Source organism: Nocardioides turkmenicus (genome assembly GCF_011045035.1).
In the GTDB taxonomy this organism is placed as follows: domain Bacteria; phylum Actinomycetota; class Actinomycetes; order Propionibacteriales; family Nocardioidaceae; genus Nocardioides; species Nocardioides turkmenicus.
In genome coordinates, this window is the sequence record NZ_JAALAA010000001.1 from 427,964 (window position 1) to 454,565 (window position 26,602).

Annotated in this window: 29 protein-coding genes and 1 riboswitch; of the genes, 10 read left to right on the plus strand and 19 right to left on the minus strand. The window is 70.3% G+C overall.

What is annotated here, in order from left to right:
- From G5C66_RS02050 to G5C66_RS02070, 5 genes are read right to left on the minus strand one after another with little or no spacing between them, the layout of a single operon-like run.
- Complete coding sequence (locus G5C66_RS02050; protein WP_165109193.1) at positions 1-891, minus strand: hypothetical protein; 891 nt, start codon at positions 889-891, stop codon at positions 1-3.
- Entirely contained in the window at positions 884-1,366 is a 483-nt protein-coding gene (locus G5C66_RS26695) for a GNAT family N-acetyltransferase (RefSeq protein WP_165109195.1), read from the minus strand. The genes G5C66_RS02050 and G5C66_RS26695 overlap by 8 nt, the downstream gene beginning before the upstream one ends.
- Positions 1,348-2,190: an arylamine N-acetyltransferase family protein gene (locus tag G5C66_RS02060; protein WP_165109197.1), complete on the minus strand. Its 843-nt coding sequence runs from the start codon at positions 2,188-2,190 to the stop codon at positions 1,348-1,350. Before G5C66_RS02060 ends, G5C66_RS26695 begins: the two co-directional genes overlap by 19 nt.
- The gene (locus G5C66_RS02065) at positions 2,187-2,684 is read right to left on the minus strand and encodes a flavin reductase (protein ID WP_165109308.1); all 498 of its coding nucleotides are present in this window, start codon (positions 2,682-2,684) and stop codon (positions 2,187-2,189) included. The genes G5C66_RS02060 and G5C66_RS02065 overlap by 4 nt, the downstream gene beginning before the upstream one ends.
- On the minus strand, positions 2,681-3,415 hold the full coding sequence (locus G5C66_RS02070) for a 1-acyl-sn-glycerol-3-phosphate acyltransferase (RefSeq protein ID WP_165109199.1): 735 nt from the start codon (positions 3,413-3,415) through the stop codon (positions 2,681-2,683). The genes G5C66_RS02065 and G5C66_RS02070 overlap by 4 nt, the downstream gene beginning before the upstream one ends.
- A gap of 98 nt (positions 3,416-3,513) precedes the next feature.
- Here G5C66_RS02070 and G5C66_RS02075 point away from each other — a divergent pair, with 98 nt between their 5' ends.
- Positions 3,514-4,002 (plus strand): MFS transporter, encoded by a 489-nt coding sequence (locus G5C66_RS02075; protein WP_165109201.1) that lies wholly within the window; start codon positions 3,514-3,516, stop codon positions 4,000-4,002.
- Here G5C66_RS02075 and G5C66_RS02080 read toward each other — a convergent pair.
- From G5C66_RS02080 to G5C66_RS02100, 5 genes are read right to left on the minus strand one after another with little or no spacing between them, the layout of a single operon-like run.
- On the minus strand, positions 3,999-4,964 hold the full coding sequence (locus G5C66_RS02080) for an ROK family protein (RefSeq protein ID WP_165109203.1): 966 nt from the start codon (positions 4,962-4,964) through the stop codon (positions 3,999-4,001). The two genes, G5C66_RS02075 and G5C66_RS02080, sit on opposite strands and share 4 nt — an antisense overlap.
- Positions 4,965-4,974: 10 nt before the next feature.
- Positions 4,975-5,928 (minus strand): ROK family glucokinase, encoded by a 954-nt coding sequence (locus G5C66_RS02085; RefSeq protein WP_165109205.1) that lies wholly within the window; start codon positions 5,926-5,928, stop codon positions 4,975-4,977.
- A 3-nt stretch (positions 5,929-5,931) separates the two neighbouring features.
- Positions 5,932-6,366, minus strand: coding sequence for a DUF5304 family protein (locus tag G5C66_RS02090; protein WP_165109207.1), 435 nt, complete (start codon positions 6,364-6,366; stop codon positions 5,932-5,934).
- Positions 6,363-7,580, minus strand: a complete 1,218-nt coding sequence (locus G5C66_RS02095; protein ID WP_165109209.1) for an ArsA family ATPase — start codon at positions 7,578-7,580, stop codon at positions 6,363-6,365. The genes G5C66_RS02090 and G5C66_RS02095 overlap by 4 nt, the downstream gene beginning before the upstream one ends.
- On the minus strand, positions 7,577-8,008 hold the full coding sequence (locus G5C66_RS02100; RefSeq protein ID WP_165109211.1) for an SRPBCC family protein: 432 nt from the start codon (positions 8,006-8,008) through the stop codon (positions 7,577-7,579). The genes G5C66_RS02095 and G5C66_RS02100 overlap by 4 nt, the downstream gene beginning before the upstream one ends.
- A gap of 132 nt (positions 8,009-8,140) precedes the next feature.
- Between G5C66_RS02100 and G5C66_RS02105 the strand changes: the two genes are divergently transcribed.
- Positions 8,141-9,931 (plus strand): AMP-binding protein, encoded by a 1,791-nt coding sequence (locus tag G5C66_RS02105; protein ID WP_165109213.1) that lies wholly within the window; start codon positions 8,141-8,143, stop codon positions 9,929-9,931.
- Between the two features lie 90 nt (positions 9,932-10,021).
- Here G5C66_RS02105 and G5C66_RS02110 read toward each other — a convergent pair whose 3' ends face one another.
- The 4 genes from G5C66_RS02110 to G5C66_RS02125 form a co-directional block, all read right to left on the minus strand.
- Positions 10,022-11,254, minus strand: coding sequence for a M48 family metalloprotease (locus G5C66_RS02110; protein WP_165109215.1), 1,233 nt, complete (start codon positions 11,252-11,254; stop codon positions 10,022-10,024).
- On the minus strand, positions 11,251-12,465 hold the full coding sequence (locus G5C66_RS02115) for a hypothetical protein (RefSeq protein ID WP_165109217.1): 1,215 nt from the start codon (positions 12,463-12,465) through the stop codon (positions 11,251-11,253). The genes G5C66_RS02110 and G5C66_RS02115 overlap by 4 nt, the downstream gene beginning before the upstream one ends.
- A 60-nt stretch (positions 12,466-12,525) precedes the next feature.
- Complete coding sequence (locus G5C66_RS26700) at positions 12,526-13,512, minus strand: NlpC/P60 family protein (protein ID WP_165109219.1); 987 nt, start codon at positions 13,510-13,512, stop codon at positions 12,526-12,528.
- Between the two features lie 15 nt (positions 13,513-13,527).
- Positions 13,528-13,707: riboswitch (cyclic di-AMP (ydaO/yuaA leader) on the minus strand.
- A 96-nt stretch (positions 13,708-13,803) separates the two neighbouring features.
- Complete coding sequence (locus G5C66_RS02125) at positions 13,804-14,001, minus strand: hypothetical protein (RefSeq protein WP_008363129.1); 198 nt, start codon at positions 13,999-14,001, stop codon at positions 13,804-13,806.
- A 123-nt stretch (positions 14,002-14,124) separates the two neighbouring features.
- Here G5C66_RS02125 and G5C66_RS02130 point away from each other — a divergent pair, with 123 nt between their 5' ends.
- The 3 genes from G5C66_RS02130 to G5C66_RS02140 all read left to right on the plus strand — a co-directional run bounded on the left by G5C66_RS02130 (position 14,125) and on the right by G5C66_RS02140 (position 17,478).
- Positions 14,125-15,387 (plus strand): NYN domain-containing protein, encoded by a 1,263-nt coding sequence (locus tag G5C66_RS02130; RefSeq protein ID WP_165109221.1) that lies wholly within the window; start codon positions 14,125-14,127, stop codon positions 15,385-15,387.
- An 88-nt stretch (positions 15,388-15,475) separates the two neighbouring features.
- On the plus strand, positions 15,476-17,176 hold the full coding sequence (locus G5C66_RS02135) for a DEDD exonuclease domain-containing protein (RefSeq protein ID WP_165109310.1): 1,701 nt from the start codon (positions 15,476-15,478) through the stop codon (positions 17,174-17,176).
- Between the two features lie 23 nt (positions 17,177-17,199).
- Positions 17,200-17,478: an Lrp/AsnC ligand binding domain-containing protein gene (locus G5C66_RS02140; RefSeq protein ID WP_165109223.1), complete on the plus strand. Its 279-nt coding sequence runs from the start codon at positions 17,200-17,202 to the stop codon at positions 17,476-17,478.
- Positions 17,479-17,513: 35 nt separating this feature from the next.
- Here the strand turns inward: G5C66_RS02140 and trpD are convergent, their stop codons facing one another.
- Both trpD and G5C66_RS02150 read right to left on the minus strand, forming a co-directional pair.
- Positions 17,514-18,551, minus strand: a complete 1,038-nt coding sequence (gene trpD / locus G5C66_RS02145) for an anthranilate phosphoribosyltransferase (protein ID WP_165109225.1) — start codon at positions 18,549-18,551, stop codon at positions 17,514-17,516.
- The gene (locus G5C66_RS02150; RefSeq protein WP_165109227.1) at positions 18,548-18,958 is read right to left on the minus strand and encodes an Rv3143 family two-component system response regulator; all 411 of its coding nucleotides are present in this window, start codon (positions 18,956-18,958) and stop codon (positions 18,548-18,550) included. Before G5C66_RS02150 ends, trpD begins: the two co-directional genes overlap by 4 nt.
- A gap of 139 nt (positions 18,959-19,097) precedes the next feature.
- Here G5C66_RS02150 and ctaE point away from each other — a divergent pair, with 139 nt between their 5' ends.
- The 5 genes from ctaE (at position 19,098) to G5C66_RS02175 (ending at position 24,108) form a co-directional block, all read left to right on the plus strand.
- Positions 19,098-19,763, plus strand: coding sequence for an aa3-type cytochrome oxidase subunit III (ctaE, locus tag G5C66_RS02155; protein WP_206443581.1), 666 nt, complete (start codon positions 19,098-19,100; stop codon positions 19,761-19,763).
- Positions 19,764-19,776: 13 nt separating this feature from the next.
- Entirely contained in the window at positions 19,777-20,658 is an 882-nt protein-coding gene (gene qcrC / locus G5C66_RS02160; protein ID WP_165109231.1) for a cytochrome bc1 complex diheme cytochrome c subunit, read from the plus strand.
- Positions 20,655-21,818, plus strand: coding sequence for a cytochrome bc1 complex Rieske iron-sulfur subunit (gene qcrA / locus G5C66_RS02165; RefSeq protein WP_165109233.1), 1,164 nt, complete (start codon positions 20,655-20,657; stop codon positions 21,816-21,818). Before qcrC ends, qcrA begins: the two co-directional genes overlap by 4 nt.
- Positions 21,815-23,542: a cytochrome bc1 complex cytochrome b subunit gene (gene qcrB / locus G5C66_RS02170; protein WP_165109235.1), complete on the plus strand. Its 1,728-nt coding sequence runs from the start codon at positions 21,815-21,817 to the stop codon at positions 23,540-23,542. Before qcrA ends, qcrB begins: the two co-directional genes overlap by 4 nt.
- 215 nt (positions 23,543-23,757) lie before the next feature.
- Positions 23,758-24,108: a GatB/YqeY domain-containing protein gene (locus G5C66_RS02175; protein WP_165109237.1), complete on the plus strand. Its 351-nt coding sequence runs from the start codon at positions 23,758-23,760 to the stop codon at positions 24,106-24,108.
- A 3-nt stretch (positions 24,109-24,111) separates the two neighbouring features.
- Here the strand turns inward: G5C66_RS02175 and G5C66_RS02180 are convergent, their stop codons facing one another.
- The 3 genes from G5C66_RS02180 to phnE (G5C66_RS02190) all read right to left on the minus strand — a co-directional run.
- Positions 24,112-24,963: a MurR/RpiR family transcriptional regulator gene (locus tag G5C66_RS02180; protein ID WP_165109239.1), complete on the minus strand. Its 852-nt coding sequence runs from the start codon at positions 24,961-24,963 to the stop codon at positions 24,112-24,114.
- A complete protein-coding gene (gene phnE / locus G5C66_RS02185) occupies positions 24,960-25,835 on the minus strand; it encodes a phosphonate ABC transporter, permease protein PhnE (RefSeq protein WP_165109241.1) in 876 nt (291 codons plus the stop codon). The genes G5C66_RS02180 and phnE (G5C66_RS02185) overlap by 4 nt, the downstream gene beginning before the upstream one ends.
- A partial coding sequence (phnE, locus tag G5C66_RS02190) for a phosphonate ABC transporter, permease protein PhnE (protein ID WP_165109243.1) occupies positions 25,832-26,602 on the minus strand: 771 nt, incomplete at its 5' end. The genes phnE (G5C66_RS02190) and phnE (G5C66_RS02185), both read right to left, overlap by 4 nt.

Sequence of the window (26,602 nt, forward strand, 5' to 3'; positions counted from 1 at the left end):
CTACCCGCCCAGGCGCTCCACCTCGGCAGCCGCCGAGTCACGCGCAGCAGCAGCCTCGGAGACCGCGGTCTCGGCGGAGTCACGCGCCTCCTCCGCCTCGGAGAGCTCGTCCTCGACCTCCAGCGCGGTCGCCTCCAGGTCGGCGAGCCGGCGGCGTAGATCCTCGATCTCGGACTTCACCTGGAGCGACCGGGCCTCGATCTCCTTGAAGGCCGACGCGGCCTTGTCGCGCTCCGCCTCGGCCCCGGACAGCGCCGACTCGGCCTCCTCGAGCGCCTCGCGGGCCTCGTCGATGGCGGTGGTGTCGGGCAGGTCCGGCACCGCTCGCAGCGGCTCGGGAGACGGCGGTACGACCTCGGGGACCTCGAAGCCCAACGCGTCCGGCAGCGCGACTGCTGAGGCCGCGTCCACGCCGTCGACACCAGTGGCGGACAGCGCGGCGACGAGGAGGCCGCTGCGTACGGCCTGGGCGGCGGCCTCGTCGATCATCGCCGCCGTCAGAGTCGCCTCGACCTGGGTCGCCACGGCCTCGGTCACCCGGAGGCCGTGCTCACGCGCGAGGCCTCGGGCACGGGTCGTCACCGCCGCGGTGAGCTGCCGGCGTTGCTTGGTGAGCTCCCGCAGCTGGGCAGCGTCCATCCCGGTCTGCGCCTCCCGCAGCAGCGCGCCGACGGAGATCACCTGCTCCACCTGCTCGGTCTCGTAGCGCACCAGCAGGTTGACCACCCACGCCGCGGTCGACGGCTTCTTGAGCGCCTTGACCGGTCCGGCCAGTGGCGTGCCCTTCAGAGCCTTGGCCCGAGCGTCGCGCTCGGGCGTGAAGTCGGTCAGCGGCAGCCCGTAGAGCTCGGCCGCGATGTCGAGCAGCTCCTCGTCCGGCGCGTCATTCATGCGTCCATCTCAGCACGTACTCGACCTCCTCGCTGAACGGTGGGTATTGGCAGGTGGTCGTGCGTCCGGTCGGCACCCAGCCCAGGTGCTCGTACATCGCCCGGGCACCGGTGTTGCCGGCCAGGCACCACAGCACCGGCTCCCGGCCACCGGCTCCGATCGCGGCGACCGCTCGCGCGATCGCCTTCCTCGCCAGGCCACGGCCGCGCTCGGCGGGATGGACCGCCAGGTGCTCAAGCCGTTCGCCGCTCCAGCAGCAGAACGCCGACAGTCGCCCCGGGCCGTCGACGACCTCGACCACGCTGGCCGGGCCGCCGAGCCGTGCACGCCAGCCGGTGGCCACGTCCTCCCAGGGGAACGGATGGCCGACGAAGAGGTGAGCCAGCGTCGTCTCGTTGGCCGCCTGCTCCAGGTCCGCCAGCGCCTCCGCGTCGGCCGGTACGGCGACCCGCCACGTCACCGTGTCAGCAGCCACTCGTCGTACTCCGCGGCCTGTCGCTTGTGCAGTTCGCGCAGGGCGTCCTCCTCGACCCCGACGAAGGAGAGCCCGAGGCTCTCGAGAGCCGCGGTCCACTCCGCGAAGTCACGCAGCTCGCGGCTGGTCGCGCCCTCCCCGATCCGGGTGTAGCGGATCGAGCGCACGGTGTCGGCGCCGGTCGCGTCGCGCCGCTGCACGACCAGCTTGCTCGTATAGGGGCCGGGTGGCGTCGAGAGCGCCGGATGCCTCGCCGCGACGTCGTCCAGGTTCACCAGCCCGCGGATGAGGTTGCCGTGGAAGGAGCCCGCCGGGTCGTGGTGGAAGGTCCAGCCGTCGTCGCCCACCCGCACCAGCCGATAGACGAACCCGTTCTGCCGGAAGTGGCCGTCGACCAGCGGCAACGGATCCCGGAAGGCATCGCCGAAGCCCAGATCGGGCCACCAGCGGCCACCGGGGTTCTCGGCCGTCGGCAGCCCGCGGACCTCGAAGGCGAGATGGTCCAGCTCGCCGCTCGGACCGGTCGTCTCGATCAGCTGGCCGGGGCGGCGTACGACGTCGAAGCCCAGCTCCTCCAGCACCAGCGAGACCAGACCGTTGTGGTGGAAGCAATAGCCCGCGTTGCCCCCGGCCGCCACCCGCTCGAGGGTCTCCACCGGGTCGACGGCGTCGGGCGCCCCCGTGGCTCCGACAGCGGCGAGCATGATCGAGAGGTTGTCGTAGGGAAGCGTGTCGAGATGGCGGTGGTGGAGCTCGACGAGAGTCTCGTACGTCGCCTCCGGCCGCCCCTCGAAGCCGAGCCGTCGCAGATAGCCGTCGATCATCGGTCATACCTTCCGTGCCGGTGGACCAGCGGGTCGGTGTCGTCACCCACCTCGAGCGACACGATCTCGCACGTCGCCAGGACCGACCAACCGATTTCCGTCATCGACACCAGGCGTACGCCGGCCCAGGTCGGGGCGTCGGCGAGACGCGGCCCGAACTCGGTGGTCTCCCACGATCCGGTCCGGAACGCGCCACCCGGCGCGGGAGCGGTGCCACCGAACGCCTCGGCGAGATCGCGGTGGCGCCAGTGGAGCAGCGACACGACCCCGACGCCGGTCTCCTCGAGCTCGTCACGCAGGTCCGAGTCCGGGTCGAGCAGGCCGAGCACGGCGCCGGGCGACCCGTTGGCCATCATCAGCGAGGAGACGGTGAGCCCTGCCCGAGAACCGGCGGAGCCGGAGGTCCACAGCGAGACCCGCCCACCCAGACGACCGCGCCACCGGCGTACCGGGTCCTCCGGCGTCGGGAACGGGTGGGACGAGTGGATCGTCAGGCTACGTCCTTGCTCGGCGCGGACTTCTTCGCGGGCTTCTCACCGTTGGCGAGCTTCTTGGCCTCGGTGGCGTACATGTCGACGTACTCCTGGCCGGAGAGCTTCAGGATCTCGTAGACGATCTCGTCGGTGATCGCGCGCAGGATGTAGCGGTCGTTGGCCATGCCCTCGTAGCGCGAGAAGTCCAGCGGCTTGCCGAAGATGATGCGCGGCCGGACGATCTTGCCGAGCTTCTTGCCCGGGGGCGCGATCACGTCGGTGCCGATCACGGCGACCGGGATCACCGGAGCGCCGGTGTCCAGGGCCAGCCGGGCGATGCCGGTGCGGCCGCGGTAGAGCTTGCCGTCGTGGGAACGGGTGCCCTCGGGGTAGATCCCGAAGAGCTCGCCGTCGCCGAGCACCCGCTTCGCGGCGATCAGAGCGCCCTCGGCCGCGGTCGCGCCCGAGCGGTCGATCGGCACGTTGCCGGTGCCGCTGAAGAACGTACGCTGCAGGAAACCCTTCACGCCCGTGCCGGTGAAGTACTCCGCCTTGGCCACGAACCGCACCATCCGCGGAGAGCCGAGCGGCATGAAGAGCCAGTCGGCGTAGGAGAGGTGGTTGCCGGCCAGGATCGCCGGGCCCTTGCGCGGGATGTTCTCGACACCCTCCCAGGTCGGGCGGAAGACCGCCCGGAGCAGAGGACCGACAGCGACCCACTTCAAGAACGAGTAGAAGAGCTTCGTCGACACCCCATCGCCTTCCCAAATTGCCTTCGACCGGTGAGCCTATAACGAGACAGGTACTTCTACTCGGGCACCCTGTCATGAGTTCCGGCTAGGCTGGAAGAGTGAGCGAGCGAGACGACCGGCCCGAGGACGTGACCGGGGCCTCCGACGACGCCTCCGTGCCTCCCGAGGACCAGCCGTCGGACGAGGAAGCCTGGCGCGAGATCGTCGAGAACTACGGCGACCGCCCCACTCTCGAGGACGAGCCTGTCTCCACGGGCCTCTTCGAGAAGAGGATCGACATCGTCGAGACCGTCGACGAGCCGGACCCCTACGACGACATGTGGCGCGACGACGACGAGGGCTACGTCCCGCCGCCCCCGCCGCCGCTGCCGAAGCCGACCCCGGCTCGGTTGCTGGCCTGGATCGGCGTGCTCGGTGCGCCGGTCGCCGTGCTCGCCCTGATCGTGGTCACCCAGATCACCGGCGAGCACTTCAACAGCTGGGTCATCGGCGGCCTGGTCGCGGCCTTCATCGCCGGGTTCGTCTACCTGCTGGTGACGATGCCGTCCGAGCCGCGTGACCCCTGGGACGACGGCGCGCGCGTCTAGCCTTGGTCCGCGGTGGCGCGGCGGGCCAGGATGCTCGCCCCCACGACACCGGCCTCGGCGCCGAACGCGGCTTCGACGATCGGCGGCACCTCGCGATGGAGGCGACCGACGAGCGAGCTCTCCAGAGCCCTCCGGGCAGGCGCCAGCAGCAGGTCCCCCGCGGTCGAGACGCCTCCGCCGACGACCAGGAGCTCGGGGTCGAAGGCGGCCACCAGGCCGGCCATCCCGACCCCCAGCCACGACCCCACCGACTCGTACGCAGCCAGCGCGAGCGCATCGCCGTCGGCCGCCGCGGCGGTGACCGCCGGGCCGGTGATCTTGAGGGGGTCGCCCGCGGCCAGCTCGTCGAGCGTGCCGCCGGCGTACTCCTCGGTCTCCACGCGGGCGCGGACGAAGGCGACCAGCGCGTTGCCGGAGGAGTACTGCTCCCAGCAGCCGGTGAGGCCGCACTCGCACGGGAGCCCGCCGGGCACGACCTGCATGTGGCCGAACTCGCCGGCCATGCCGTTGCGGCCGCGCACGACGCGGCCGTCCAGGATCACGGCGCCGCCGATGCCGGTGCCGAGGGTGATGAGCAGGGCCGAGTCGACCCCGCGGGCAGCGCCGAGCTCGAGCTCGGCGAGCGCGGCGCAGTTGGCGTCGTTGTCGAGCGCCACCCGGGTGCCCCAGCGCGAGGACAGCCGGGTCAGCGTCGGCTCGCCGCGCCACGGAAGGTGGGGAGCGAACATGACCCGCTCCCCCGCCGCGTCGACGAACCCTGCGGCGGCCAGACCGACGCCGGCGACGGGACGGCCGGCGGCCACCTCGGTGACCGCCTCGGTGAGCGCGTCCTCGACCAGCTCCAGCTCGACCCGGCGCCCCGGCGTGCTGCGGTGAGCGGTGCGGAGCACCTCGCCGGCCGGCGAGACCTCCGCCGCGAGCACCTTGGTGCCGCCGATGTCGACACCGATGTGCAGGCTCACCGGTCCCGGCTCACTTGCGGGCCAGGTCGGCCGCGCCGATCAGCCCCGCGTCGTTGCCCAACGTGGCCTTGCGGATGTCGAGCATCGGCCGGTGTCCACGACCGGTCAGCTGCGCCTCGAAGGCACGCCGCGCCGGACCCAGCAGCAGGTCATCGGCGTCGGCCACGCCGCCACCGATGGCCACCACGGCCGGGTCGAGCACCGCGGCGATCGAGGCGATCCCCTCACCCAGCCAGATGCCGAGGTCGGTCAGCGCCTCGATCGCGAAGGCGTCGCCGTCGCGGGCCGCCTCGGTGATCAGCGGGCCCTTGATCTTGTCGAGGTCGCCCTCGGCGCGGTCCAGGACCTCACGGGCCAGCAGCGAACCGCCGCGTGCCGCGGCACGGACGTTGCGGACCAGGGCCGACCCGGAGGCGTACTGCTCCCAGCAGCCACGGTTGCCGCAGCCGCACAGGTGGCCGTTGGGCACCACGCGCATGTGGCCGATCTCGGCGCCGACGCCGAAGGCGCCGCGGTAGAGCTCGCCCTCGAGCACCAGCCCGCCGCCGACCCCGGTGCCGACGGTCACGAGCATCATGTTGTCGACCTCGGCACCCGCGCCGTACTCGAACTCGCCCCATGCGGCCGCGTTGGCGTCGTTCTCGATGACGACCGGCAGCTCGAGGACCTTCTCCAGGCGCTCCTTGAGCGGCACGTCGCGCCAGGCGATGTTGGGCGCGAACATGACCGTCGAGCGGCCCTTGTCGATGTAGCCGGCCGCGCCGATGCCGACGCACTCGATCGGGTGGCGGGTCTTCAGCTCCTGGACCACCTCGACGATGGCGGCCTCGATGGCCTCCGGGCTCTTCGCCGGGGACTCGACACGGTGGTCCTCGATGATGTTGCCGTCGTGGTCGACGACCCCACCGAGGATCTTGGTGCCACCGACGTCGACGCCGCAGGCGAGCTTCTTCGTCGTCGTCATGCCTCAGCTCCAGCCGTCGAGATCGATCCGTTCGACCTTCTCTGAGCGGTGCGCCCATTCCCGGGTCGCATCTTCCTCAGCCCGCACGCCATCACTGTGAGCATCCTCGCCTTCACTGGGTCCTTCACTGGGGCCTGCACCCGGACTCGTGGCCGCCGCGTTGAGCACCGTGGCCGCGGCCTGCATCAACGATGCGGCAGCGCTGGCCAGATGCATCTTGACCTCCGGGCTCGACTCCCGGAGGACATGAACGGTACGGCACAGCGGGCAGTAGGTGCACTCCGGTGCCCCCGTTCCGAGATGGTCCCCGAGCCCCTCGGCGAGGTGGCCGATCCGGGAGTCCTTGGCCCACTCGCCGATGGCCTCCATCAGCCGGCCGAGCTCCTCGGCCGTCGACCCCAAAGGCTCCTCGGCCCATTCGTGGCGCTGCTCGCTCACGATGTCTCACTCTCGGTGTTCGTCGTCTGCCGAGAAAACGTTACTCGCAGCTCCCCGCCCTCGACCCGCGCCCCGCTGACGCGCATCCGGGCGAGTGCCGCCGGGAGGGTCAGCAGCCGCCGGTAGGCGCCCACGGTGATGGCCAGCTCGTCGCCGTTGCGGCCCAGCTGCACCTGGTCGCGCTCGACCCACTGGGCCAGGCCGGGCAGCGCCAGCCGGACGGCAGTGGTCTCACCATCGGTCTCGGTGCGGAACGGGGCCGGCGTGTCGGGGACGGCGAGCGGGTCGACGCTGCCGGTCCATGCATAGGCGGCCTCGGCGACCTCGCGCAGATCCTCGACCCCCACGGGCTCGGTGGGCCGGTAGAACGAGCGCCAGACCGGCAGTCCCTCGAAGGAGGCCCCGACGTCGCTCAGCACGTCGTCCTGCGCCTTGACCCAGCCAGCCCGCCAGTCGTCGGAGCCGCCCGCCGGGAAGATCCGGTTGGCGACGACGCCGTCGACACGATAGCCGTAGAGGGAGAGCGTCGTCCACGACCGTCGCGCCTCGGCGAGCACGACCCGCTCGGGCGTCAGCACGATGCGTACGGATGCCTCGGGGCCTGACAGCAGCTCCCGGACCTCGGCGAGCTCGCCATGGAGCCGGACCAGGGCGTCAAAGACGGAGTCACCGGGCATCGGCACCCCGGCGGCCTTGGTGAGCACCGGCTTGAGCGCCTTCACCATCGTGCGCTGGACCGGGAGGATGCGCTCGAGATACCAGCCCAGGGCCTCGGGAAGCGCGAGCAGGCGCAGCGTCTCGGCCGTGGGAGCGCAGTCGACCACGATCGTGTCCCACTCCCCCGAGACGGCCATCCGGCGCAGCTCCAGGAGCGCGAAGACCTCCTCGGCGCCGGGGATGATCGTCAGCTCCTCGGCCGCGATCCGGTCCACCCCGATGGTGTCCAGGACGCTCAGCAGATAGCCCTGCACCTCGGCCCAGGACTCCTCGAAGCGGCGCTGGGCGTCGACGTGCTGGACGTAGAGGTTGTCGGCGACCTCGACGGGCTCGGAGCCCAGTGCGTGCCCCACCCCGAACGCGTCACCCAGCGAGTGGGCGGCGTCGGTCGAGAGGACCAGCGTGCGCAGCCCACGGGCCGCGGACATCGCCGCGGTGCCGGCCGAGACGGTCGACTTGCCGACGCCGCCCTTGCCGGTGAAGAGGAGGATCCTCAAGATTCGACTCGCTGTTTCAGGCCTCGCAGGGCGGTGTCGATCAGGACCTTCTCGCCCTTGCGCTTGAGCATGCCGATCAGCGGGATGCTCAGGTCGAGGGCGAGCCGGTAGGTGACCTCGGTGCGACCGCCGAGGTCACGCAGGATGTAGGCACCGTCCATCGAACGGAGCAGGTTGCCCTTGACCAGCGACCAGGTGACCTGGCGGTCGTCGTCCCAGTCGTACGCCAAGGTGTACTCGTCCTTGATCGGCGCGACGTCCAGCACGAACCGGACCTGCTCGGCCCTCCCGTCGACGCCGGTCTCGACGACGCTGACCTCCTGCATGCCCTTGGCCCAGGCGGGGTAGGACTTGAAGTCGGCGATCACCGCCATCACTGCCGAGGGCGCGGCCTCGATCACGATCGTCGAGGTGGTCTGATCGGCCATCGGTGGTGTCCTCACTCCCTGACTTGCTAGGTGCCATGGAGCGTACCGGATAGCATCCCGGTGAAATGGTCGGGCTGTGACGGGGGTAACCTCCGGTTCGTACCCACCTACCATCAGTATGCGGAGGCCCTTGTGCGCGAGTTCTCCACGCCCGCGACGTACGTTGTTCCCCCCACCGGCAACCTGACCGACGATGTCGTGCGCAACGCCGCCGAGGCACCCGACGTGGCAGTCCTCAGCCGCCCGGGTCACGATGGCTGGGTCGACGTCACCGCCGCGCAGTTCCTCGGTGAGGTCTCGGCGGTCGCCAAGGGCCTGATCGCGGCGGGCGTCGGCGCTGGAGACCGGGTCGCGCTGCTCTCGAAGACGCGCTACGAGTGGACGCTGATCGACTACGCGATCTGGTTCGCGGGCGCGACGACGGTGCCGATCTACGAGACCTCCTCCGCCGAGCAGATCGAGTGGATCCTGCAGGACTCCTCGACCGTCGCGGTGATCGCCGAGGACGCCGGCCACATGAGCCGGATCAACGAGGTCCGCGCGGGCTGCACCGCCCTCAACAACGTCTGGTCGATCAACGACAACGCCGTCGACCTGCTGGTCAAGCTCGGCACCGACATCACCGACGAGCAGCTCGAGGCCCGCCGCAGCGCGGTCACCCCCGACGACACCGCGACCCTGATCTACACCTCGGGCACCACCGGCCGCCCGAAGGGCTGCGTCCTCACCCACGGCAACTTCATGTTCGAGCTGGGTGTCGTCGTCGACTCCCTCGACGCGCTGTTCAGCATCGAGGGCCGCAGCACGCTGCTGTTCCTCCCGCTGGCGCACGTCTTCGCCCGGATCATCCAGATCGGCTGCATCAAGTCCCGCACCCGCCTGGGCCACACCCCGGACATCAAGAACCTCGTCGCCGACCTCGGCACCTTCCAGCCGACCTTCGTGCTGGCCGTGCCGCGGGTGTTCGAGAAGGTCTACAACACCGCCTCGCAGAAGGCCGTCGCCGACGGCAAGGGCCGCATCTTCGACATGGCGACCGAGGTCGCGATCGAGTACTCGCGCGCCACCGAGACCGGCAAGGCCCCGCTCCTGCTCGCCGCCAAGCACAAGCTGTTCTCCAAGCTGGTCTACGGCAAGCTCCTCGCCGCCCTCGGCGGCAACTGCTCCTACGCCGTCTCCGGCGGCGCGCCGCTCGGCGACCGCCTCGGCCACTTCTACCGCGGCATCGGCGTCACCGTCCTGGAGGGCTACGGCCTCACCGAGACGACCGCCGCGCTCACCGTCAACCTGCCCGAGGCGTTCAAGATCGGCACCGTCGGCCGGCCGCTGCCCGGCACCTCGGTGCGCGTCGCCGACGACGGCGAGCTGCTCTTCAAGGGCGGCCAGGTGCTCAAGGAGTACTGGCAGAACCCCGCCGCCACCGCCGAGGCCAAGACCGAGGACGGCTGGTTCCACTCCGGCGACCTCGGCGAGGTCGACGACGAGGGCTTCGTCAGGATCACCGGCCGCAAGAAGGAGATCCTGGTCACCGCCGGCGGCAAGAACGTCGCCCCGGCCGTCCTGGAGGACCGTCTCCGCGCCCACGTCCTCGTCGACCAGTGCATCGTCGTCGGCGACGGCCAGCCGTTCATCGGCGCGATCGTCACCATCGACCCCGAGGCGCTGCCCACCTGGGCCGAGGCCAACGGAAAGTCCGCCAACATCGACGACCTCGTCGACGACGAGGACCTGCGCGCGGTGATCCAGAGCGCCGTCGACGACGCCAACAAGGCGGTCTCGAAGGCCGAGTCGATCCGCAAGTTCGTGATCATCCCCGACTCCTGGACCGAGGAGGGTGGCCAGCTCACCCCCAGCCTCAAGCTCAAGCGCAACGTGGTCATGCGCGAGTTCAGCCACGAGGTGGACGCGCTCTACGCAAAGTAGTTCTGGTGGCGCCGAGTCGGCGCATCTGACCCCGTGCCTGGCGAAGCGAAGCGAGCCAGAGGGGTCGGATGCGCCGACTCGGCCTTTATCTCAGTCGAGAACGCGATGTGCGATCGCGATGCGCTGCAGCGTCGTCGGGTGGGACCCGAACCACCAGTGCGACCAGCTCGGCGGCGACGGGTCGGAGAGCGAGCGGACGCCGAGGGTGTGCTGCAGCCGCGTGAACGACTCCAGGTCGCCGGTCGCATGGAGCGCGTCGACATCGGCCCGGGTCTCGACCTGCCGGCTGAGCCCGTTCTGGACGGGCATCGCCAGCACGCTCGCCAGCGCGAAGACGGCCAGCAGCATCGGGACGCCTTCGGGGGTGGCGTACTCGTCCTGGCGGCGGGACGAGAGCAGCACGCCCAGCAGACCGACGCCGACGACGGCGCCGGCCGCGCCGATGACCGTGCCGACCAGGACGTCGTCGTGCTTGGCGTGGGCGAGCTCGTGGGCCACCACGGAGAGGACCGCCCCGCGCGCGGCCGCGGTGCGCTGGGAGTCGACGAGGTTGTCGTAGAGGACGACCCGGCGGGTGGAGCCGAAGCCGGTGACGTACGCATTGAGGGAGGTCGTACGCCGGGAGGCATCGACCACCAGCACATCGTCCAGGTCGACCCCCTCGCGCTCGGCGATCGCCATCACCTCGGTGCGGAGCTGGCCGCGCGGCAGCGGCTCGAAGTCGTTGAACAGCGGCTCGATGACCACCGGGTAGACGAACGATGCGAGCACCACCAGACCCGCGACCAGGACCGCTGCGACAGCCGGCCACCACCGGCGGCCGAGGCGGATACAGGCGAAGAGAGCGAGCAGCGCCAGGGACGTGGTCACGATGCCGACGACCTGGTTGAGGAGCGAGTCCGTCAGCCACGGCGTCCATGCCTGCCTGGAGAGCCCGTAGCGCACCTGCAGCCGGTGGATCGCCACCCCGAACGGCAGCGTCGCGACCCAGCCGAGCAGCGTCACCACCGCGACCGCCAGCACCACCCGGAGCAGCCACGGTCCGGGCACCCGCGCGATCAGACGCCGCCCGAGCGAGGTGAATCCGAGCACGCAGGCGACCAGCAGCGACACGACGAGCGAGGCCCGGCTGATCCAGCGGGCGGCGCCGGAGTAGGCCAGCATCCGCTCCAGCTGCTCGGTCGCGAACACGTCCCGCTCGTCAGGCAGGTCGAGGTGCCCGCCCGGGTAGGGATGCCACGGGATCAGCACCCACGCGAGCACCACGAAGACGACCGCCCCGAGGACGAGAACCACCCAGGACGTACGCCGCGCTCCACTCACGCCGCAGAGTCTGACAGATGGCTCCGCCAGCGGGCGGTCAGCTCGTCCTCCCCGAAGCCGAAGCTCGCCTGCAGGGCCTTCTCCAGACCGATGCCGCGGCCGGTCTCGTCGTAGAGGTCGACCAGGGCCTGCTCGCCGCCTGCCTCGGCGAGCACCTCGCAGGCCAGCCAGGCGGCTTCGTACTCGGCCCCGAAGTGCTCCGAGCGGGTGTTGAACTCTGCCTTGCCCGGCAGGTGGTCGGGAGGGCCGTTCTCGCGGACCTGGGCGAGGATCTGCCCGGCGGTCTTGCTCAACGGCAGCCTGGTCTCGCGGAGCGCGACGTAGTCGGCGAACCCCTCGGTCAGCCACATCGGCCGGCGGGTGTTGGTCGCCGCGTCGGTGGCCGCGTGGGTCGCCTCGTGGGTGATGACGACCTGGGCGCCGGGTGAGTCCAGATCGCCGATGACATCCTGGTTGACCCACACGTGCAGGGGCGTCCCCGCCTTGGTCGACCCGTCGACGGTCGCGGTCACCGCGGCGACGGCGGTGTAGGTGCCCGGCTGGGCGCCGAGCGCGGCGTCGAGGCCGGCGGCGGGCACCTCCAGGACCAGGCGCGGCTCGTTCCAGCCGATCACCTTGCGGACCTCGGCGACCGCGGTGGCGGCCAGCTCGGCGTAGCGGTCGGCGACCTCCGTCGAGGTCTGGGCGACGACGAGGGTGGAGCCGGTGCGGCGCACCTCCACCGGGCCGCTCAGCCACAGCGGCAGCCGAGTGCCCTGGGGGGCCGAGAACCCGGTGATCGCCCCCTCGGCGTCGAAGCCGACCCTCAGCTCCTCGGTCAGCGCCGGGTCGCCGGGAGTGCGCCAGGACATCTCGACGTCGGCCGCCCAGGAACCGTCCTGCTCCACGTTGCCCGCCTCGGCGACGTACCTCGCGGTGACGTCCTCGATGCCGATCGCGTGCGCGTTGCGCACCGCCACCGCGGAGGCGTCCTCGCCGTCGAGCTCCGCCCCCTCACGTACGCCGCTGACCAGCTGCTCCAGCGAGGCCCGGGCGCCCGCGGTGTCGGCGCGCACGGCCGGCGCGGTGGTCGGGGTGGGCGCGACGTACTCGCCTCCGCCGGTGAGCCGCCAGCCGACGAAGCCGGCGAGCAGCAGCACCAGCACCAGCGCGGCCCCGATCACGGAGGGGCGCGCCTGGATGCGGGAAAGAAGAGAGCCGACCGTTCGCACCTGCGAACGATCGGCCTCTTCGGGGTCCTGGGTCAATGGTTCCTGAGCCTGTCGAAGGGCTCAGCCCGGGCGGACGGCGCCCGTATAGGGCATCTCGTCGATCGGCGAGACCTTCACACCCGTGCTCGGGTTGGAGGCGTGCACGATCTGGCCGTTGCCGATGTACATACCGACGTGGCTGATCGGGCTGTAGTAGAAGACCAGGTCGCCGGGGGCGAGCTGGTCGCGGGAGACCTGGGGACCGCTGCTGTACTGCGCCGAGGAGGAGTGGGGCAGCGAGACACCGGCCTGGCCCCAGGCACCCATGGTGAGGCCGGAGCAGTCCCACGACTCGGTGCCGGTGGCGCCGTAGACGTAGGCGTCGCCGACCTGGGCCAGCGCGTAGTCGACGGCGACCTTGGCACGGCCCGAGGGGGACGGCAGGTTGCCCGGGATGCTGGTGTCGGTGGACTGGATCTTCGCCAGCTCGTCGGCCTCGAGCTCGTCGAGCTCGGCCTGGGCCGCCTCGAACTTCTTGTCGATCTCGCTCTTCTTCTGCTGCATGGTCGTCTTGACCTTGGCCATCTGGGCCTTCGCGTCCTCGGTGGCCTCGCGGCGCACCTGGAGGGCCTCGGCCTCGGTGTTGTAGCGGGCCAGCAGGTTGGCCTGGAGCGCGTTGTAGGACGAGACGGTGGCCAGACCAGCGAGGAACTCCTGGGGGTCCTCGGAGGTGATCACCTGGCCGACGGCCGAGACGTCGGAGCCCTCGAACTGCCGCAGCACGGAGTCGCGGAGCTCGGCGCGGATCTTATCCAGCTCCTTGCTCTGACGCTTCTCGTCGGCGTTGAGGTCCTTGAGCTGGTCCTTGAGGTCCTGCAGCCGCAGCTTGGCGTTGCTGTAGTCCTCGTTGGCCGCCTCAGCCTGGGTGTAGAGCTTGTCGACCTTCTTGCGAACGTCGTCGATGTCTGGGTCGGCCTGGGCGGGGGTCGCCACGGGAATGATCCCGGCGACACCGATGGCGGCGATGCCGGCTGCACCGGCAATGAGTCGCTTCCGGTCGCGTGTCACGAGCGGACGGTCTCCTTGTGTAGTCGTTGGACGCCTACCGGGTGAGCTGACGGGTTCAGGCACGACCTGCCCTACCGCCGCTCCTCGATCTGGTCTCCCAGTTCGCTCTTGCGGCGGATACACCCCAGATGATCGGTGTGGTTCCCCGGCTCCTGGCCCGCCCCGAAGCGGACCTGGACTAAGCGCGACACTCGCGTGAGCCGGTTGACCCACTTCCACGAGTGCCAAGTTCCTGCGCACACTAGCCGACGGGATCCCCCACCTGCCAACCACCCACGCCCAAAAGTTCGGCTACATACCCTCCACTAATGGCAGAGCCACCATCCGCAGCGGCGGGACCAGCCCACCATCGGCGAGCACGTCGAGCGCCCGGCGCTCCTCGTCCTCGATGGTCAGCTCCGGCGGCGGGCCGAGGAGCACGGTGACCACGCAGTCGTGGCACGCCAGTCCCCGCACGAGGCAGGTGTCACAGTCGATTCTCGTCGTCATGCTGCGACGGTCTCACCGACCACCGACAATTTTGCTTTCGTACGGTTGCGTGCGGCGTGTCACCACCATCGCAGCGCGGTATTCGAGGCGGCGATCGTCGGGCCGGGTCCCTACACTTGGGATATGGAGGTCTCTGCGTACGCGACGCTCCCCGACACGGTCCGGGGGCGCATCGTCGCGCTCACGGCCGGGGTGCTTCCCGACGTCGTGCGCCTCCCGCCCGCGCTCAAGCGGATCGCCGACTTCGCGCCCGCCCGGCGGGCCAAGGCAGGCGGCGCGATGATCGCCTCGGTGCTCGAGAGCGACGACGAGGTGCGGGAGAAGGTCGGGACCCAGCTGCGCCCGGCGTACGTCTCCGAGGGCGGCGACGACGTCGCCCTGCCCGACGACCCGGCCGAGGCGGCCGCCGTCGCCTGGCTCGTCCGTCCCGACGGCTGGGAGGTCTCCCTCAAGGAGGCCCTGGACCGGCTGGATGCCGCCTCCGTCCCGGCGGTCGACGCCGAGGTCGCCCGCCTGCGCAGCAAGCTCGCCGCGGCCGAGGACGAGATCCGCGAGGTGCGGGCCGACCGCAAGGCGCGCATCGACGAACTCAAGGCCGACAACACCACGCTGCGCCGCAAGCTCGGCGAGGCCCGGGCCGCCGCCCGCGAGGCCGGCACCGGGCTCGACGAGGCCCTCACCGAGGCTCGCGAGGCGCTCGCCCGCGCCGAGGACGAGCTCGCCTCCCGCGACCGGCAGCTGCGCCAGCTCCGCAGCCAGATCGACAAGCTGGAGCGCGAGGCGGCCGCCGAGCGGCGTACGTCGAAGACCGACCGCGAGGACGCCTCCCTGCGCGCCCGGTTCCTGCTCGACACCCTCCTCGACGCCGCCGGCGGGCTCCGCCGCGAGCTCGCCCTGCCGCCGGTCACCGGCACGCCGGGCGAGCGGGTCGAGGCCGAGCTGGCCTCCGCCGACGCCGCGGCCGGCGCCGGGGTGACCAGCAGCGCCCATCTCGAGCAGTTCCTGTCCATGCCACGAGTCCGGCTCATCGTCGACGGCTACAACGTCTCCAAGGCCCTGTGGCCCGACTCGGCGCTCGACGCCCAGCGGCTCCGGCTGCTGCGCGCGATCGCCCCGGTCGCGGCCCGCACCGGCGCCGAGACGACCGTGGTCTTCGACGCCCACTCCGCCTCCGTACGTCCCACCGCGGTGCCTCCGCGCGGCGTCAAGGTCCTCTTCTCCCCCGAGGGCGTCATCGCCGACGACGTGATCCGCGACCTCGTCGATGCCGAGCCGGCCGGCCGCGTCGTCCTCGTCGCCACCGACGACGCCGAGATCATCAAGGACGTACGCCGCGCCGGTGCCCGCACCGTCCCGCTCTCCTCGCTCTCGCCGCTGCTGGGCTGACACATCCTGTCGGCGCTGGCCGCTAGTGTGTTCGAACATGAGCAGTGCGGCGGTTCGTGAGGCGCGGAAGGAGATGCGCGCCCGGGCCATGGCACGCCGCCACCAGGAGGCGGCGGGCCGCTGGGAGGCGCAGCGTGGCTTCGACGAGCTCGGCCGGCCGCTGCGCGACCTCACCTTCTGCGTGGTCGACCTGGAGACGACCGGCCAGAGCCCAGACAACGGCGGCATGATCACCGAGATCGGCGCGGTGAAGGTGCGCGGCGGGGAGGTGCTGGGCGAGTTCCAGACGCTGGTCAACCCGCACACCGGCATCCCGCCGTCGATCGCCGTCCTGACCGGGATCACCAACTCCATGGTCGCCTCCTCCCCCACGATCGAGTCGGTGCTGCCGGCGTTCCTCGAGTTCGCCGAGGGCTGCGTGCTCGTCGCCCACAACGCCGGCTTCGACGTCGGCTTCCTCAAGCACTTCGCGGCGAAGCAGGAGCGACCGTGGCCGAGGTTCGAGGTGCTCGACACGGTCAAGATCGCCCGCCGGGTGGTCACCCGCGACGAGGCACCCAACCACAAGCTCGGCTCGCTGGCCCGGGTCTTCGGCTCGCCCACGACCCCCAACCACCGAGCGCTCCAGGACGCCCGCGCGACCGTCGACGTCCTCCACGGCCTGATGGAGCGCCTCGGCAACCTCGGCGTGCTGACGCTGGAGGACCTGGCCGCCTTCTCGGCCAAGGTCACCACCGCCCAGCGCAAGAAGCGCCACCTGGCCGAGGACCTGCCCCACGCTCCCGGGGTCTACCTGTTCAAGGACGAGAAGGGCCGGGTGCTCTACATCGGCACGTCGAAGGACCTGCGCACCCGCGTACGCACCTACTTCACGGCCTCCGAGACCCGCTCCCGGATGGGCGAGATGGTCGGGCTGGCCACGACCGTGCAGGGCATCGAGTGCGCGACCGCGCTGGAGGCGGGGGTGCGCGAGCTCCGGCTCATCGGCGAGCACAAGCCGCCCTACAACCGCCGCTCGCGGCGTCCCGAGAAGATGCACTTCATCAAGCTCACCCGAGAGCCGTGGCCCCGGCTCTCGCTGGTCAAGCAGGTCCTCGACGACGACGCGGACTACCTCGGCCCGTTCGGCTCCAAGAAGGTCGCCGAGAAGGCCCTCCAGGCGCTCCACGACACGTTCCCGATCCGGCAGTGCTCCGACCGGCTCCCGCTGCTCCCGCGCCGCACGCCGTGCGTCCTCGCCGAGCTCCACCGCTGCCTGAGCCCGTGCGACCAGAGCGTGCCCGCCGAGACGTACGCCGCGTTGGTGGCGCGGGTCCGGGAGTCGCTGCTCCACCGGCCCGACGAGGTGGTCGAGTCGATCACCGAGCGGCTCACCGGCCTCGCGGAGCAGGAGCGGTTCGAGGAGGCGGCCGTCCACCGCGACCGGATGACCTCCTACCTGCGCGCGGCCGCCCGCACCCAGCGGCTCAGCGGCCTGACCCGCCTGCCCGACCTCACCGCGATCCGGCGTGAGGACGACGGCCGCTGGGCGGTCCACGTCGTCCGCTACGGCCGGCTCGCCGCGGCCGGCGTGATCCCGCGCGACGCCAACGCGCACGCCTATGTCGCCGACCTCCAGCTCAGCGCCGAGACGGTCCTGGACGCGCCCGGCCCGGTGCCGGCCGCGAGTGCCGAGGAGACCGAGCTGGTGCTGCGCTGGCTGGAGTCACCGGGCGTACGCCTCGCCCACATCGAAGGCGATTGGACCTGCCCGATCGGTGGTGCGGGCCGGCGGGCAGCGGCGCTCTAGACGGATCCGCTAACGTGACCTGCGTGATCACAGCGATCGTCTTCATCAATGCCGAGGTCTCCCAGATCCCCGAGGTGGCCGAGGCCGTCGCCGCCATCGACGGCGTCAGCGAGGTCTACTCCGTCACCGGCCAGATCGACCTGATCGCCCTGGTGCGCGTCCACGCCCACGAGGACGTGGCCGCGGTCGTCGCCGACAAGGTCAACAAGGTCCCCGGCGTGCTCGAGACCGAGACCCACATCGCCTTCCGCACCTACTCCCAGGTCGACCTGGAAGCCGCGTTCTCCATCGGCCTGGACTAACTCGTGTGGGCCGACTCGGCGCGTGATCCCCTACCTCAACGCGAAGTAGCCGCGACCCACCGATCGAGCACACCCTGCGCCGCTCCGGAGTCGATCGACTCCGCAGCCCGCGCGATCCCCCCGGCGAGCCGCTCGTCGACGCTGCCGGAGCCGGCGTCGTGGACCGCGAGGGCGGCACCGGCGTTGAGCAGCACGGCGTCACGTACGGCGCCCTTCTCCCCGGCCAGCAGCCGGCGGACGACGGCGGCGTTGTAGGCGGCGTCCTCGCCGCGCAGGTCCTCCGCGGTGGCCCGGGCGATGCCGTGGTCGAGCGGCTCGACGGTCGCCTCGGTGACGACGCCCTGCGAGACCATCCACACGTGGGAGGTCGTCGTGGTGGTGAGCTCGTCGAGGCCGTCGTCGCCGCGGAAGACCCAGGCATCGACGCCGCGACGGGCGAAGACACCGGCCATGACCGGCGCGGCGGAGGCGTCGGCGCAGCCGATCGCGGAGGACGCCGGACGCGCCGGGTTGGTCAGCGGCCCGAGCAGGTTGAAGACGGTGGCGATGCCGATCTCACGCCGCGCGGCGGCCGCGTGGCGCATCGCGGGGTGGAAGGCGGCGGCGAACAGGAAGGTGATCCCGGCCTCCTCGGCCACCTCGCCGACCCGGGAGACGTCGAGGTCGAGCCGGATGCCGAGCGCTTCGAGCACGTCGGCCGACCCCGACTTGGAGGAGGCTGAGCGGTTGCCGTGCTTGACGATCTTGGCGCCGGCGCCGGCCGCGACGATCGCCGACATCGTCGAGATGTTGACCGAGAACGACCGGTCACCACCGGTGCCGACGATGTCGAGCACGCGCCCGGGCACGAAGATCGGGTTGGCCTTGGCCAGCATGCCGTCGGCGACCCCGGCGAGCTCGTCGACGGTCTCGCCCTTGGCACGCAGCGCCACCGCGAAGGCGGCGATCTGCGCGCTGGTCGCTTCACCGGAGAGGATCTCCCCCATCGCCCACGCCGCCTGGTGCGCGGACAGCGACTGCCCTGCGACCAGCGTGGTGAGGACCTCGGGCCAGGAGTTGGGGGCGGACGTCATGCGCCAACGTTAACGGGGCGCAGCAGTCCCACGACCGTCCGGGCCAGCTCGAACGGGTCCAGCGGGTGCGCGACGGTGGCTTCCGCACGCGACCAGGTGGCGAGCCAGGCGTCCTGAGGACGACCGATGAGGACCACGATCGGCGGCGCATCCCGCACCTCGTCCTTGACCGCCTTGGCGATCCCCAGCCCACCGGCCGGAGCCGTCTCGCCGTCGAGCACGGCCAGTGCCAGGCCACCGGCGTCGAGCTGCGCGCGCACGGCCGGTTCGGTCGCCACCTCGACGTACTCCACCTCCGGCAGAGAGGGGTGCGGACGGCGCCCGAGAGCGAGGATCACCTGCTTGCGTACGTCGACGTCGTCGCTGTAGACGAGGATCTTCAGTGGATTCGAGGTGGTGTCGGTCACACCCCGATGCTAGCGCCAACACCAGGGTCCGCGGCCATATGTCACACACCGAGCCTGAGCGGTGTCCAAGGGTTGTGAAGGCACCCTCGGGCACGACACACAGGGTCCCAAGAAGACTCTGGGAAAGGGGCAGGACATAATGGCGGGCGTGGCGACAGTATCGACTCTTCCAACAGCCCGCCTGCACGGGCATCACGACCGTCCGAGCATGGTCAGCGTGGGGACGATCATCTGGCTCGCAAGCGAGCTGATGTTCTTCGCGGCGCTGTTCGCGGCCTACTTCACGATCCGCGCGGTCAGCCCCGAGGTGTGGCAGGCCAACACCGACGGGCTCAACATCCCGTTCGCGGCCGTGAACACGACCATCCTCGTGCTGTCGTCGTTCACCTGCCAGTTCGGCGTCTTCGCCGCCGAGCGCGGCCAGGTCGGGCGCAAGGGCTCCCTGCTCGCGATCCACCTGTGGGGTCTGCGTGAGTGGTTCATCCTCACCTACCTCATGGGCGCGGTCTTCATCGCCGGTCAGGCGACCGAGTACGCCGCCCTGGTGCAGGAAGGCATCGCCCTCAACCGCGGCATCACCGGTCCCGACGACCCCTACGGCTCGGTCTTCTACCTGACGACGGGCTTCCACGGTCTGCACGTCACCGGCGGCCTGATCGCCTTCCTGTTCGTGCTCGGCCGGACCTACGTCGCCAAGCGCTTCACCCACGAGCAGGCCGTCTCCGCGATCGTCGTGTCCTACTACTGGCACTTCGTCGACGTGGTGTGGATCGGCCTGTTCGCGACCATCTACCTCCTCAAGTGACCAAGGACTGAATGTGCGTCTACTGAACCGCTCCGTCGGTCGACTGTCGCGGCACCGTCGCCGCCCGTTGGCCGGTGCCGCCGTGCTCCTGGTCGCCCTGTTGAGCACGGGTGGCGCGTACGCCGCTCTCGCTCCGGCCTCCCAGGCCGAGCAGGAGAAGGACAACGCTGCTCTCGTCGCCGAGGGCAAAGAGCTCTTCATGATCAACTGCTCCACCTGCCACGGCTCCAACGGTGAGGGCATCACCACCCAGAACGGCAAGCTCTACGGTCCGTCGCTGATCGGCGTCGGTGCCGCCTCCGTCGACTTCCAGGTCGGCACCGGCCGGATGCCGATGGCCCAGCCCGGCGCCCAGGTCGAGGTCAAGGACCCCAGCTTCAACCAGGACGAGATCGACGCCATGGCCGCGTACGTCGCCAGCCTCGGCCCCGGCCCGGCGATCCCGGACAAGGAGCAGTACGACCCGGAGACCTACGCCTCCGAGAAGGAGAAGGAGGAGGCCGTCACCCTCGGTGGCCAGATCTTCCTGACCAACTGCACCGCCTGCCACAACTTCACCGGTGCCGGCGGCGCGATGCCGCGCGGCGGCGAGGCTCCGAGCATCCTCAACACCGACCCGAAGCACATCTACGAGGCGATGCTGACCGGTCCGCAGTCCATGGACACCTTCTCCGACGGCAACATCAGCCCGGAGGAGAAGAAGGCGGTCATCTCCTACGTCGAGTCGATGAGGGAGCAGCCCAACTACGGCGGCTTCAACAATGGCTCGCTCGGTCCGGTGACCGAGGGCATCGTCGCCTGGATCGTCGGAATCGGCGTCCTGGTGGCCTTCGCCGTGTGGATCGCCTCGCACACCACGCGCACCAACCAGACCAAGAAGGGATCTGCCAAGTGAGCAGCGACCTCAGCGAGATCGAGAAGCACGACGACTCGCACCCCGAGCTCAACGCGCACACCGACGCGCTGCTGCCCGACCCGGGTATGCACGAGCATCACTGGCGTCCTACCGACGTCGACCCGAAGGCGGAGAAGCGCGCCGAGCGTCAGGTGAGCCTCTTCTTCGGTCTCTCCGCGCTGTGCTCGGTGCTGTTCGTGGTCGCCTACTTCACGGTCGAGCCGGGCTACGACGGTGACGTCCTGGCAGGCTACGGCGCCTCCAACCTGGCGCTGGGTGCGAGCCTCGGCTTCGCCCTGCTGTTCCTCGGCATCGGCGTGATCCAGTGGGCCCGCAAGCTGGTCGTCGACATCGAGATGAGCGAGGAGCGCCACCCGGCGTCTCCCGCGCCCGCCACGCGCGAGGTCGCTCTCGCCGAGCTCAAGGCGGCGCTCAACGAGTCCGGCATGGCTCGCCGTCCCTTCATCCGCAACGCGATGATCGGCTCGGCCGCTCTGCTGGGTCTGCCCGCGATCGTGATGCTCAAGGACCTGGGCCAGACCAACGCCCAGATCACCGAGGAGCAGCCCTACCCGGGCGCCGGCCTCGAGCACACCGTCTGGGACGCCGGCGTGAGGGTCGTACGCGACGTGGTCGGCACCCCGATCCGCCCGGGCGACCTGGAGGTCGGTGACCTGGTCAATGCCGAGCCGGCGACGATCTTCGACGGCAGCCTCCACGGCGCGCCGCTGCAGATCGCGAAGTCGAAGGCGGCCACCATCCTGCTTCGGATGGACCCCAACGACATCACCAACGACGTGACCCGCAACTGGTCGGTCAACGGCATCGTGGCCTACTCCAAGATCTGCACCCACGTCGGTTGCCCGATCTCGCTGAACGAGCGCACCACGCACCACCTGCTGTGCCCGTGCCACCAGTCGACCTTCGACCTCGCCGACCACGGCAAGGTCATCTTCGGTCCGGCCGGCCGCCACCTCCCGCAGCTGCCCCTGGGCGTCGACGCGGACGGTTTCCTCGTTGCCCTCTCGGACTACCCTGAGCCTGTGGGCGTCAGCTACTGGGAGCGCAACACCTACGACATCGACGAGATCTTCGACGAGTGGTCCGAGGACCACGCCGCCGATGCTGAGCAGTACGGCTACAAGGAGGGCGGACAGTGAGCACCGACACGTCCAAGGTTGCTGCCAGCAACGGCACCAACCCGGCGACGCCTGCGGGCAAGCCGACCAAGGCCGGCGCGGCGGCCAACTGGGCCGACGAGCGCCTGAACCTGAGCGGCTTCAGCAAGTTCCTCTCCCGCAAGATCTTCCCCGACCACTGGTCGTTCATGCTGGGTGAGATCGCGCTGTGGAGCTTCGTGGTCCTGCTCGTCACCGGTGTCTTCCTGACCCTGTGGTTCAAGCCCTCGATGGCCGAGATCACCTACCAGGGCTCCTACGCACCGCTGCGCGGCATCGACATGTCCGAGGCGATGGCCTCGACGCTGGAGATCTCCTTCGACGTACGCGGCGGTCTGCTGCTGCGTCAGGTCCACCACTGGGCGGCGATGATCTTCATCGCCGGCATGATGGTGCACATGATGCGCGTGTTCTTCACCGGCGCGCACCGCAAGCCGCGTGAGATCAACTGGGTCATCGGCGCGACGCTGCTGCTCCTCGGCACGCTCGAGGGCTTCACCGGCTACTCGCTCCCCGACGACCTGCTCTCCGGCACCGGCATCCGGGCCGCGGACGGGTTCATCATGGCTATCCCGATCGTGGGGACGTACATCTCGTTCTTCCTGTTCGGAGGCGAGTTCCCAGGCGACGACATCATCCCGCGCCTGTTCACGATCCACGTGCTGCTGATCCCGGCGCTGCTGCTGGCGCTGATCGGGGCCCATCTGATCCTGCTGATCTACCACAAGCACACCCACTGGCCTGGACCCGGGCGCAGCGAGAAGAACGTCGTCGGCTACCCGATGGTGCCGAACTACATCTCCAAGATGACCGGCTTCTTCTTCATCACCTTCGGTGTGACCGCCCTGCTCGGCGCCTTCTTCTCGCTCAACCCGGTGTGGAAGTTCGGTCCGTACGACCCGACCAAGGTCACCGCGGGCTCGCAGCCTGACTGGTACATGGGCTGGCCTGACGGCGCGCTGCGCATCATGCCGGGCTGGGAGTCGCACTTCTGGGGCTCGACCTGGTCGTGGAACATCTTCTTCCCGGTCATCGTGCTGCCGATGGTGGCCTGGATGGTCGTGCTGCTGCTCCCCTTCATCGAGGCCTGGATCACCGGCGACAAGCGCGAGCACCACCTGCTCCAGCGCCCGCGCAACGCTCCGACCCGCACCGCCACGTTCGTCGCCCTGATGACGTTCTACGCGGGCTTCTGGGCCGCGGGCGGCAACGACATCATCGCGATCAAGTTCGACCTCTCGATCAACCAGATCACCTACTTCCTGCGGGCGTTCGTGTTCCTGGGTCCGATCGCGGCGTTCATCATCACGCGTCGTTGGTGCATCGCGCTGCAGCGTCACGACAACGAGAAGCTGCTGCACGGCTACGAGACCGGCACGGTCATCCGTACGCCGGAGGGCGCCTACCACGAGAAGCACCTCCCGCTTCCCGAGGACGAGGCCTTCGCCATGACCGTCCGCGACCGCGGCCGGACCGGCGACGAGCCGGAGCTGAAGAAGAACGGCAAGCTGTCGCTGCGCGCCAAGCTCCGCGCCTTCTACTACGACCACGACGTCGACAAGCCGACCGCCGAAGAGCTCAGCGAGGCACACCACCACGCCGAGCACGAGGCTCACGCCCTGGCCGCCCACGAGGGTCACCAGGTCGACGGTCACGACTTCGACGATCACCGTCACTCGGCGATCGAGGAGCCCCTCAGCCGCTGAGGTCCGACGCATTGGTGGGCGAGCTTGCTCGCCCACCAATGACCGGAGGAGATCGAGCGAGCCCCGCCCGCGAGCTTGCGAGCGGGCGACGGGCGGGTCGAGATCCACATCAAGTACGCCACGTGGCGCCGTTCCCTCCGGGGACGGCGCCACGTGCGTTTTCCCGGCAGAAACCCGATTGCCCCGGGCCCGGCAGGAACCCTAGGGTCCAGCACATGACCGGCCTCCAGGCTCGCCTCCGAGCCGATCTCCTCACCGCCCGCAAGGCCCGCGACACCACGGCGACCGCCGTGCTGCGCTCGACCCTGGCCGCCGTCGCCAACGCAGAGGCGCTCCCGGTGGCCGAGTCGGCACTCACCGCCGACGGCCCGATCGCCGGCGCGGCGATCGGCCTCGGGGCGACCGAGGCTCCGAGGCGGGAGCTGACCGACGACGACGTCCGCGCCATCGTCTCCGCCGAGCAGAGCGAGCGGCTGGCCGCCGCGACGGACCTGGAGGCCCACGGCGCGGGTGAAAAAGCAGAGCAGCTCCGCGCCGAGGCGGAGCTGCTCGCTGTCTATCTCTAGGACTCAGCCCTGGGGGTCGAGCTCGCCGCCGACGACCTCCAGCACGCGGGCGCGTACGTTGGCCGCGGCCTCCGGGTCACGGGCCGCCACAGCGGCGACGAGCGCGTTACCGAGGATGAGCTGCGGGATCCGGATGATCGAGTCGAGCTCCTGACGGAACCCGGCACGGCCACCCTGCGGGGTGACCAGCTCGACCTCGGCGAGCTTGGTCAGCTGGGTGCCGGTGAACGAGGTCAGCGCGATCACGGCCGCTCCCCCGGCGACGGCGGCCTGGGCGACCTGGATCGTCGGCGCGGTGGCCCCGGTGCCGCTGACGACGACGCAGACGTCGCCTGGCTGGAGCAGACGGGCCCGGATGAGCTGATCGAGGTGATCGCCCGGGGCGACGGTGCTGAGCCCCTGGGAGGCCAGCCTCATCGCGATGTCCTTGGCGACCGGCGAGGAGACGCCCGTGCCGGCGACGAGGATCTGGCGCGCCTCGGCGAGCAGCTCCACGGCCCGGCTGACCTGCTCCTCGGAGAGGAGGCCGACCATGTCGGAGGCGGAGTCGGCGATGTCGGCGAAGAAGGAGCGCACCACCGTCAGCGGGCTGCCTCCCTCGGTCGTCTCGGTCTTGGCCGAGCCCAGATCGCGCGCCAGCAGCACCTTGAGGTGCGGGAAACCGCGGAACCCGAGTCTCTGCGCGGCTCTGACCACGGTCGCGGTCGAGACGGATGCCTCGGCGGCGATCTCGGCGGTGGTCGCCTCGATAGCCCACTCCGAGCGAGTCAGCACCACTTCTGCGACCGCGCGCTCGGACGGGTTGAGCCGCGGCATCGCGGCCCGGATGGCTGGAAGAACCGGCGCACTCGTCATGCCGCCACCACGGTGGCTTCGGCGCCGTGCAGGATCCGGTGACGCAGCGCTGCGGACAGCTGGTCTACCAGGATCGTCACGATGATGATCACAGCTAGCATGATTCCACCCCATTCCCACTCCCGGCCCCGAAGGACACGGTTTAGTAACGCACCAATTCCACCGGCGCTCACGACGCCGAGGATCGCGCTTGCCCTGATGTTCACCTCGAAGCGGTAGAGCCAGAACGCCACCGTCTCCGGAAGCATCTGCGGGATCACCGCCGTCCGGACCCGCTGCCACCACGACGCACCCGCGGCGGCGACCGCCTCGACCGGGCGCGGATCGACCGCCTCGATGTTCTCCAGCGTGAGCTTGCCGAGCGAACCGATCGAATGGATGCCGATCGCCATCGCCCCCGCCATCGGGTTGAGCCCGAACAGCGGCAGCATCACGATCACCGCGAGCAGGATCTCCGGGACCGCGCGGATGGCGTTGAAGAAGAGTCGCACCGGGACCCGTAGGACCAACGGCGACGTGTTGGAGGCGGCCAGGAAAGCCAGCGGGAAGGAGAACAGCGCTCCGACGCAGGTGCCGATCCAGGCGAGCGCCACCGACTCCCCCATCAGCCGCAGCGACTGCAGCCACCAGTCGCCGTAGGTGAGCGCGGGATCGGCCTGGCCCTCGGGATGCGCTCCCGGCCAGGTGAGCACGCCGTCGAGCATCCGGCCGGCGTACTGCACGATCTCCCGGGGGAACTGCGGCAGCCGCTCCCACCTGGCGTCGTCCAGCGACCATCCGGCGACCAGCACGATGCCGATCAGTGCCAGGCCCGCCAGGGTGTAGGGCCACTTCGGCGGCGGCTTCGGCCGCGTCGGAGTCTCCGCGCTCACACCAGCCTCCGCCGCAGGGCCTGCGAGAACAGGTCGATCGCGATGACGACCACGAAGATGACGATCACGACCGCCGCGAGCCGCGGATAGTCGGCCCGGTTGAAGTAGAGCATGATCAGCTGCCCGACGCCGCCCGCCCCGACCGCACCCAGCACCACGGAGGCGCGGATGTTGAGCTCGAGGACATAGAGGACGTACGAGGCGTAGTTGGGCAGGATCTGCGGCACGATCGCCGCTCGGGCACGCTGCCAGCGGGTCGCCCCGGCGGCGTCGAGCGCCTCCAGCGGCCCTGGGTCGACGGCGTCGATGCTCTCCGCGGTCAGCTTGGCGACGATGCCGACGTTGAACACGGTCAGCGCCAGGATCCCGGGTAGCGGGCCGGTGACGACGGCGACGAAGACCAGCGCGTAGGCCATGTCGGGCAGCGAGCGGATCACCGACATCACCGGCTTGGTGACCAGGTAGACCGCGGTCGGCGCGCTGACCTTGGAGCCCAGCAGCGCCACGCCGAGGGCGATCAGCGAGCCGACGAAGGTCGCGATCACCGCGATGGCGGCCGTCTCCATGAGGGCGGTCCACAGCCGCGAGGACGGGTCGGTGATCTCCGACCACTCCGGGTGCACGACCTCCCCGAGGATCATGGTCAGCATCGGCCACTGCTCGACGACCGGCGCGAGCGAGAAGTCGATCGCCCAGCCCGCCACCACCGTGGCCGCCACCGCCCCCAGCACGCCGCCGACGAGCAGTGGGCTCGGCGGCGTGCTGGG

Bases quoted from the DNA above. Each gene is read 5' to 3' on its own strand.
- G5C66_RS02125 (WP_008363129.1), bottom strand. From the start codon at position 14,001: ATGACGACGAGAATCGACTGTGACACCTGCCTCGTGCGGGGACTGGCG.
- trpD (WP_165109225.1), bottom strand. From the start codon at position 18,551: ATGACGTCCGCCCCCAACTCCTGGCCCGAGGTCCTCACCACGCTGGTC.
- G5C66_RS02060 (WP_165109197.1), bottom strand. From the start codon at position 2,190: ATGATCGACGGCTATCTGCGACGGCTCGGCTTCGAGGGGCGGCCGGAG.
- ctaE (WP_206443581.1), top strand. From the start codon at position 19,098: ATGGCGGGCGTGGCGACAGTATCGACTCTTCCAACAGCCCGCCTGCAC.
- G5C66_RS02175 (WP_165109237.1), top strand. From the start codon at position 23,758: ATGACCGGCCTCCAGGCTCGCCTCCGAGCCGATCTCCTCACCGCCCGC.
- G5C66_RS02180 (WP_165109239.1), bottom strand. From the start codon at position 24,963: ATGACGAGTGCGCCGGTTCTTCCAGCCATCCGGGCCGCGATGCCGCGG.
- G5C66_RS02100 (WP_165109211.1), bottom strand. From the start codon at position 8,008: ATGGCCGATCAGACCACCTCGACGATCGTGATCGAGGCCGCGCCCTCG.
- G5C66_RS02135 (WP_165109310.1), top strand. From the start codon at position 15,476: ATGGCACGCCGCCACCAGGAGGCGGCGGGCCGCTGGGAGGCGCAGCGT.
- G5C66_RS02050 (WP_165109193.1), bottom strand. From the start codon at position 891: ATGAATGACGCGCCGGACGAGGAGCTGCTCGACATCGCGGCCGAGCTC.
- G5C66_RS02130 (WP_165109221.1), top strand. From the start codon at position 14,125: ATGGAGGTCTCTGCGTACGCGACGCTCCCCGACACGGTCCGGGGGCGC.
- G5C66_RS02085 (WP_165109205.1), bottom strand. From the start codon at position 5,928: ATGACGACGACGAAGAAGCTCGCCTGCGGCGTCGACGTCGGTGGCACC.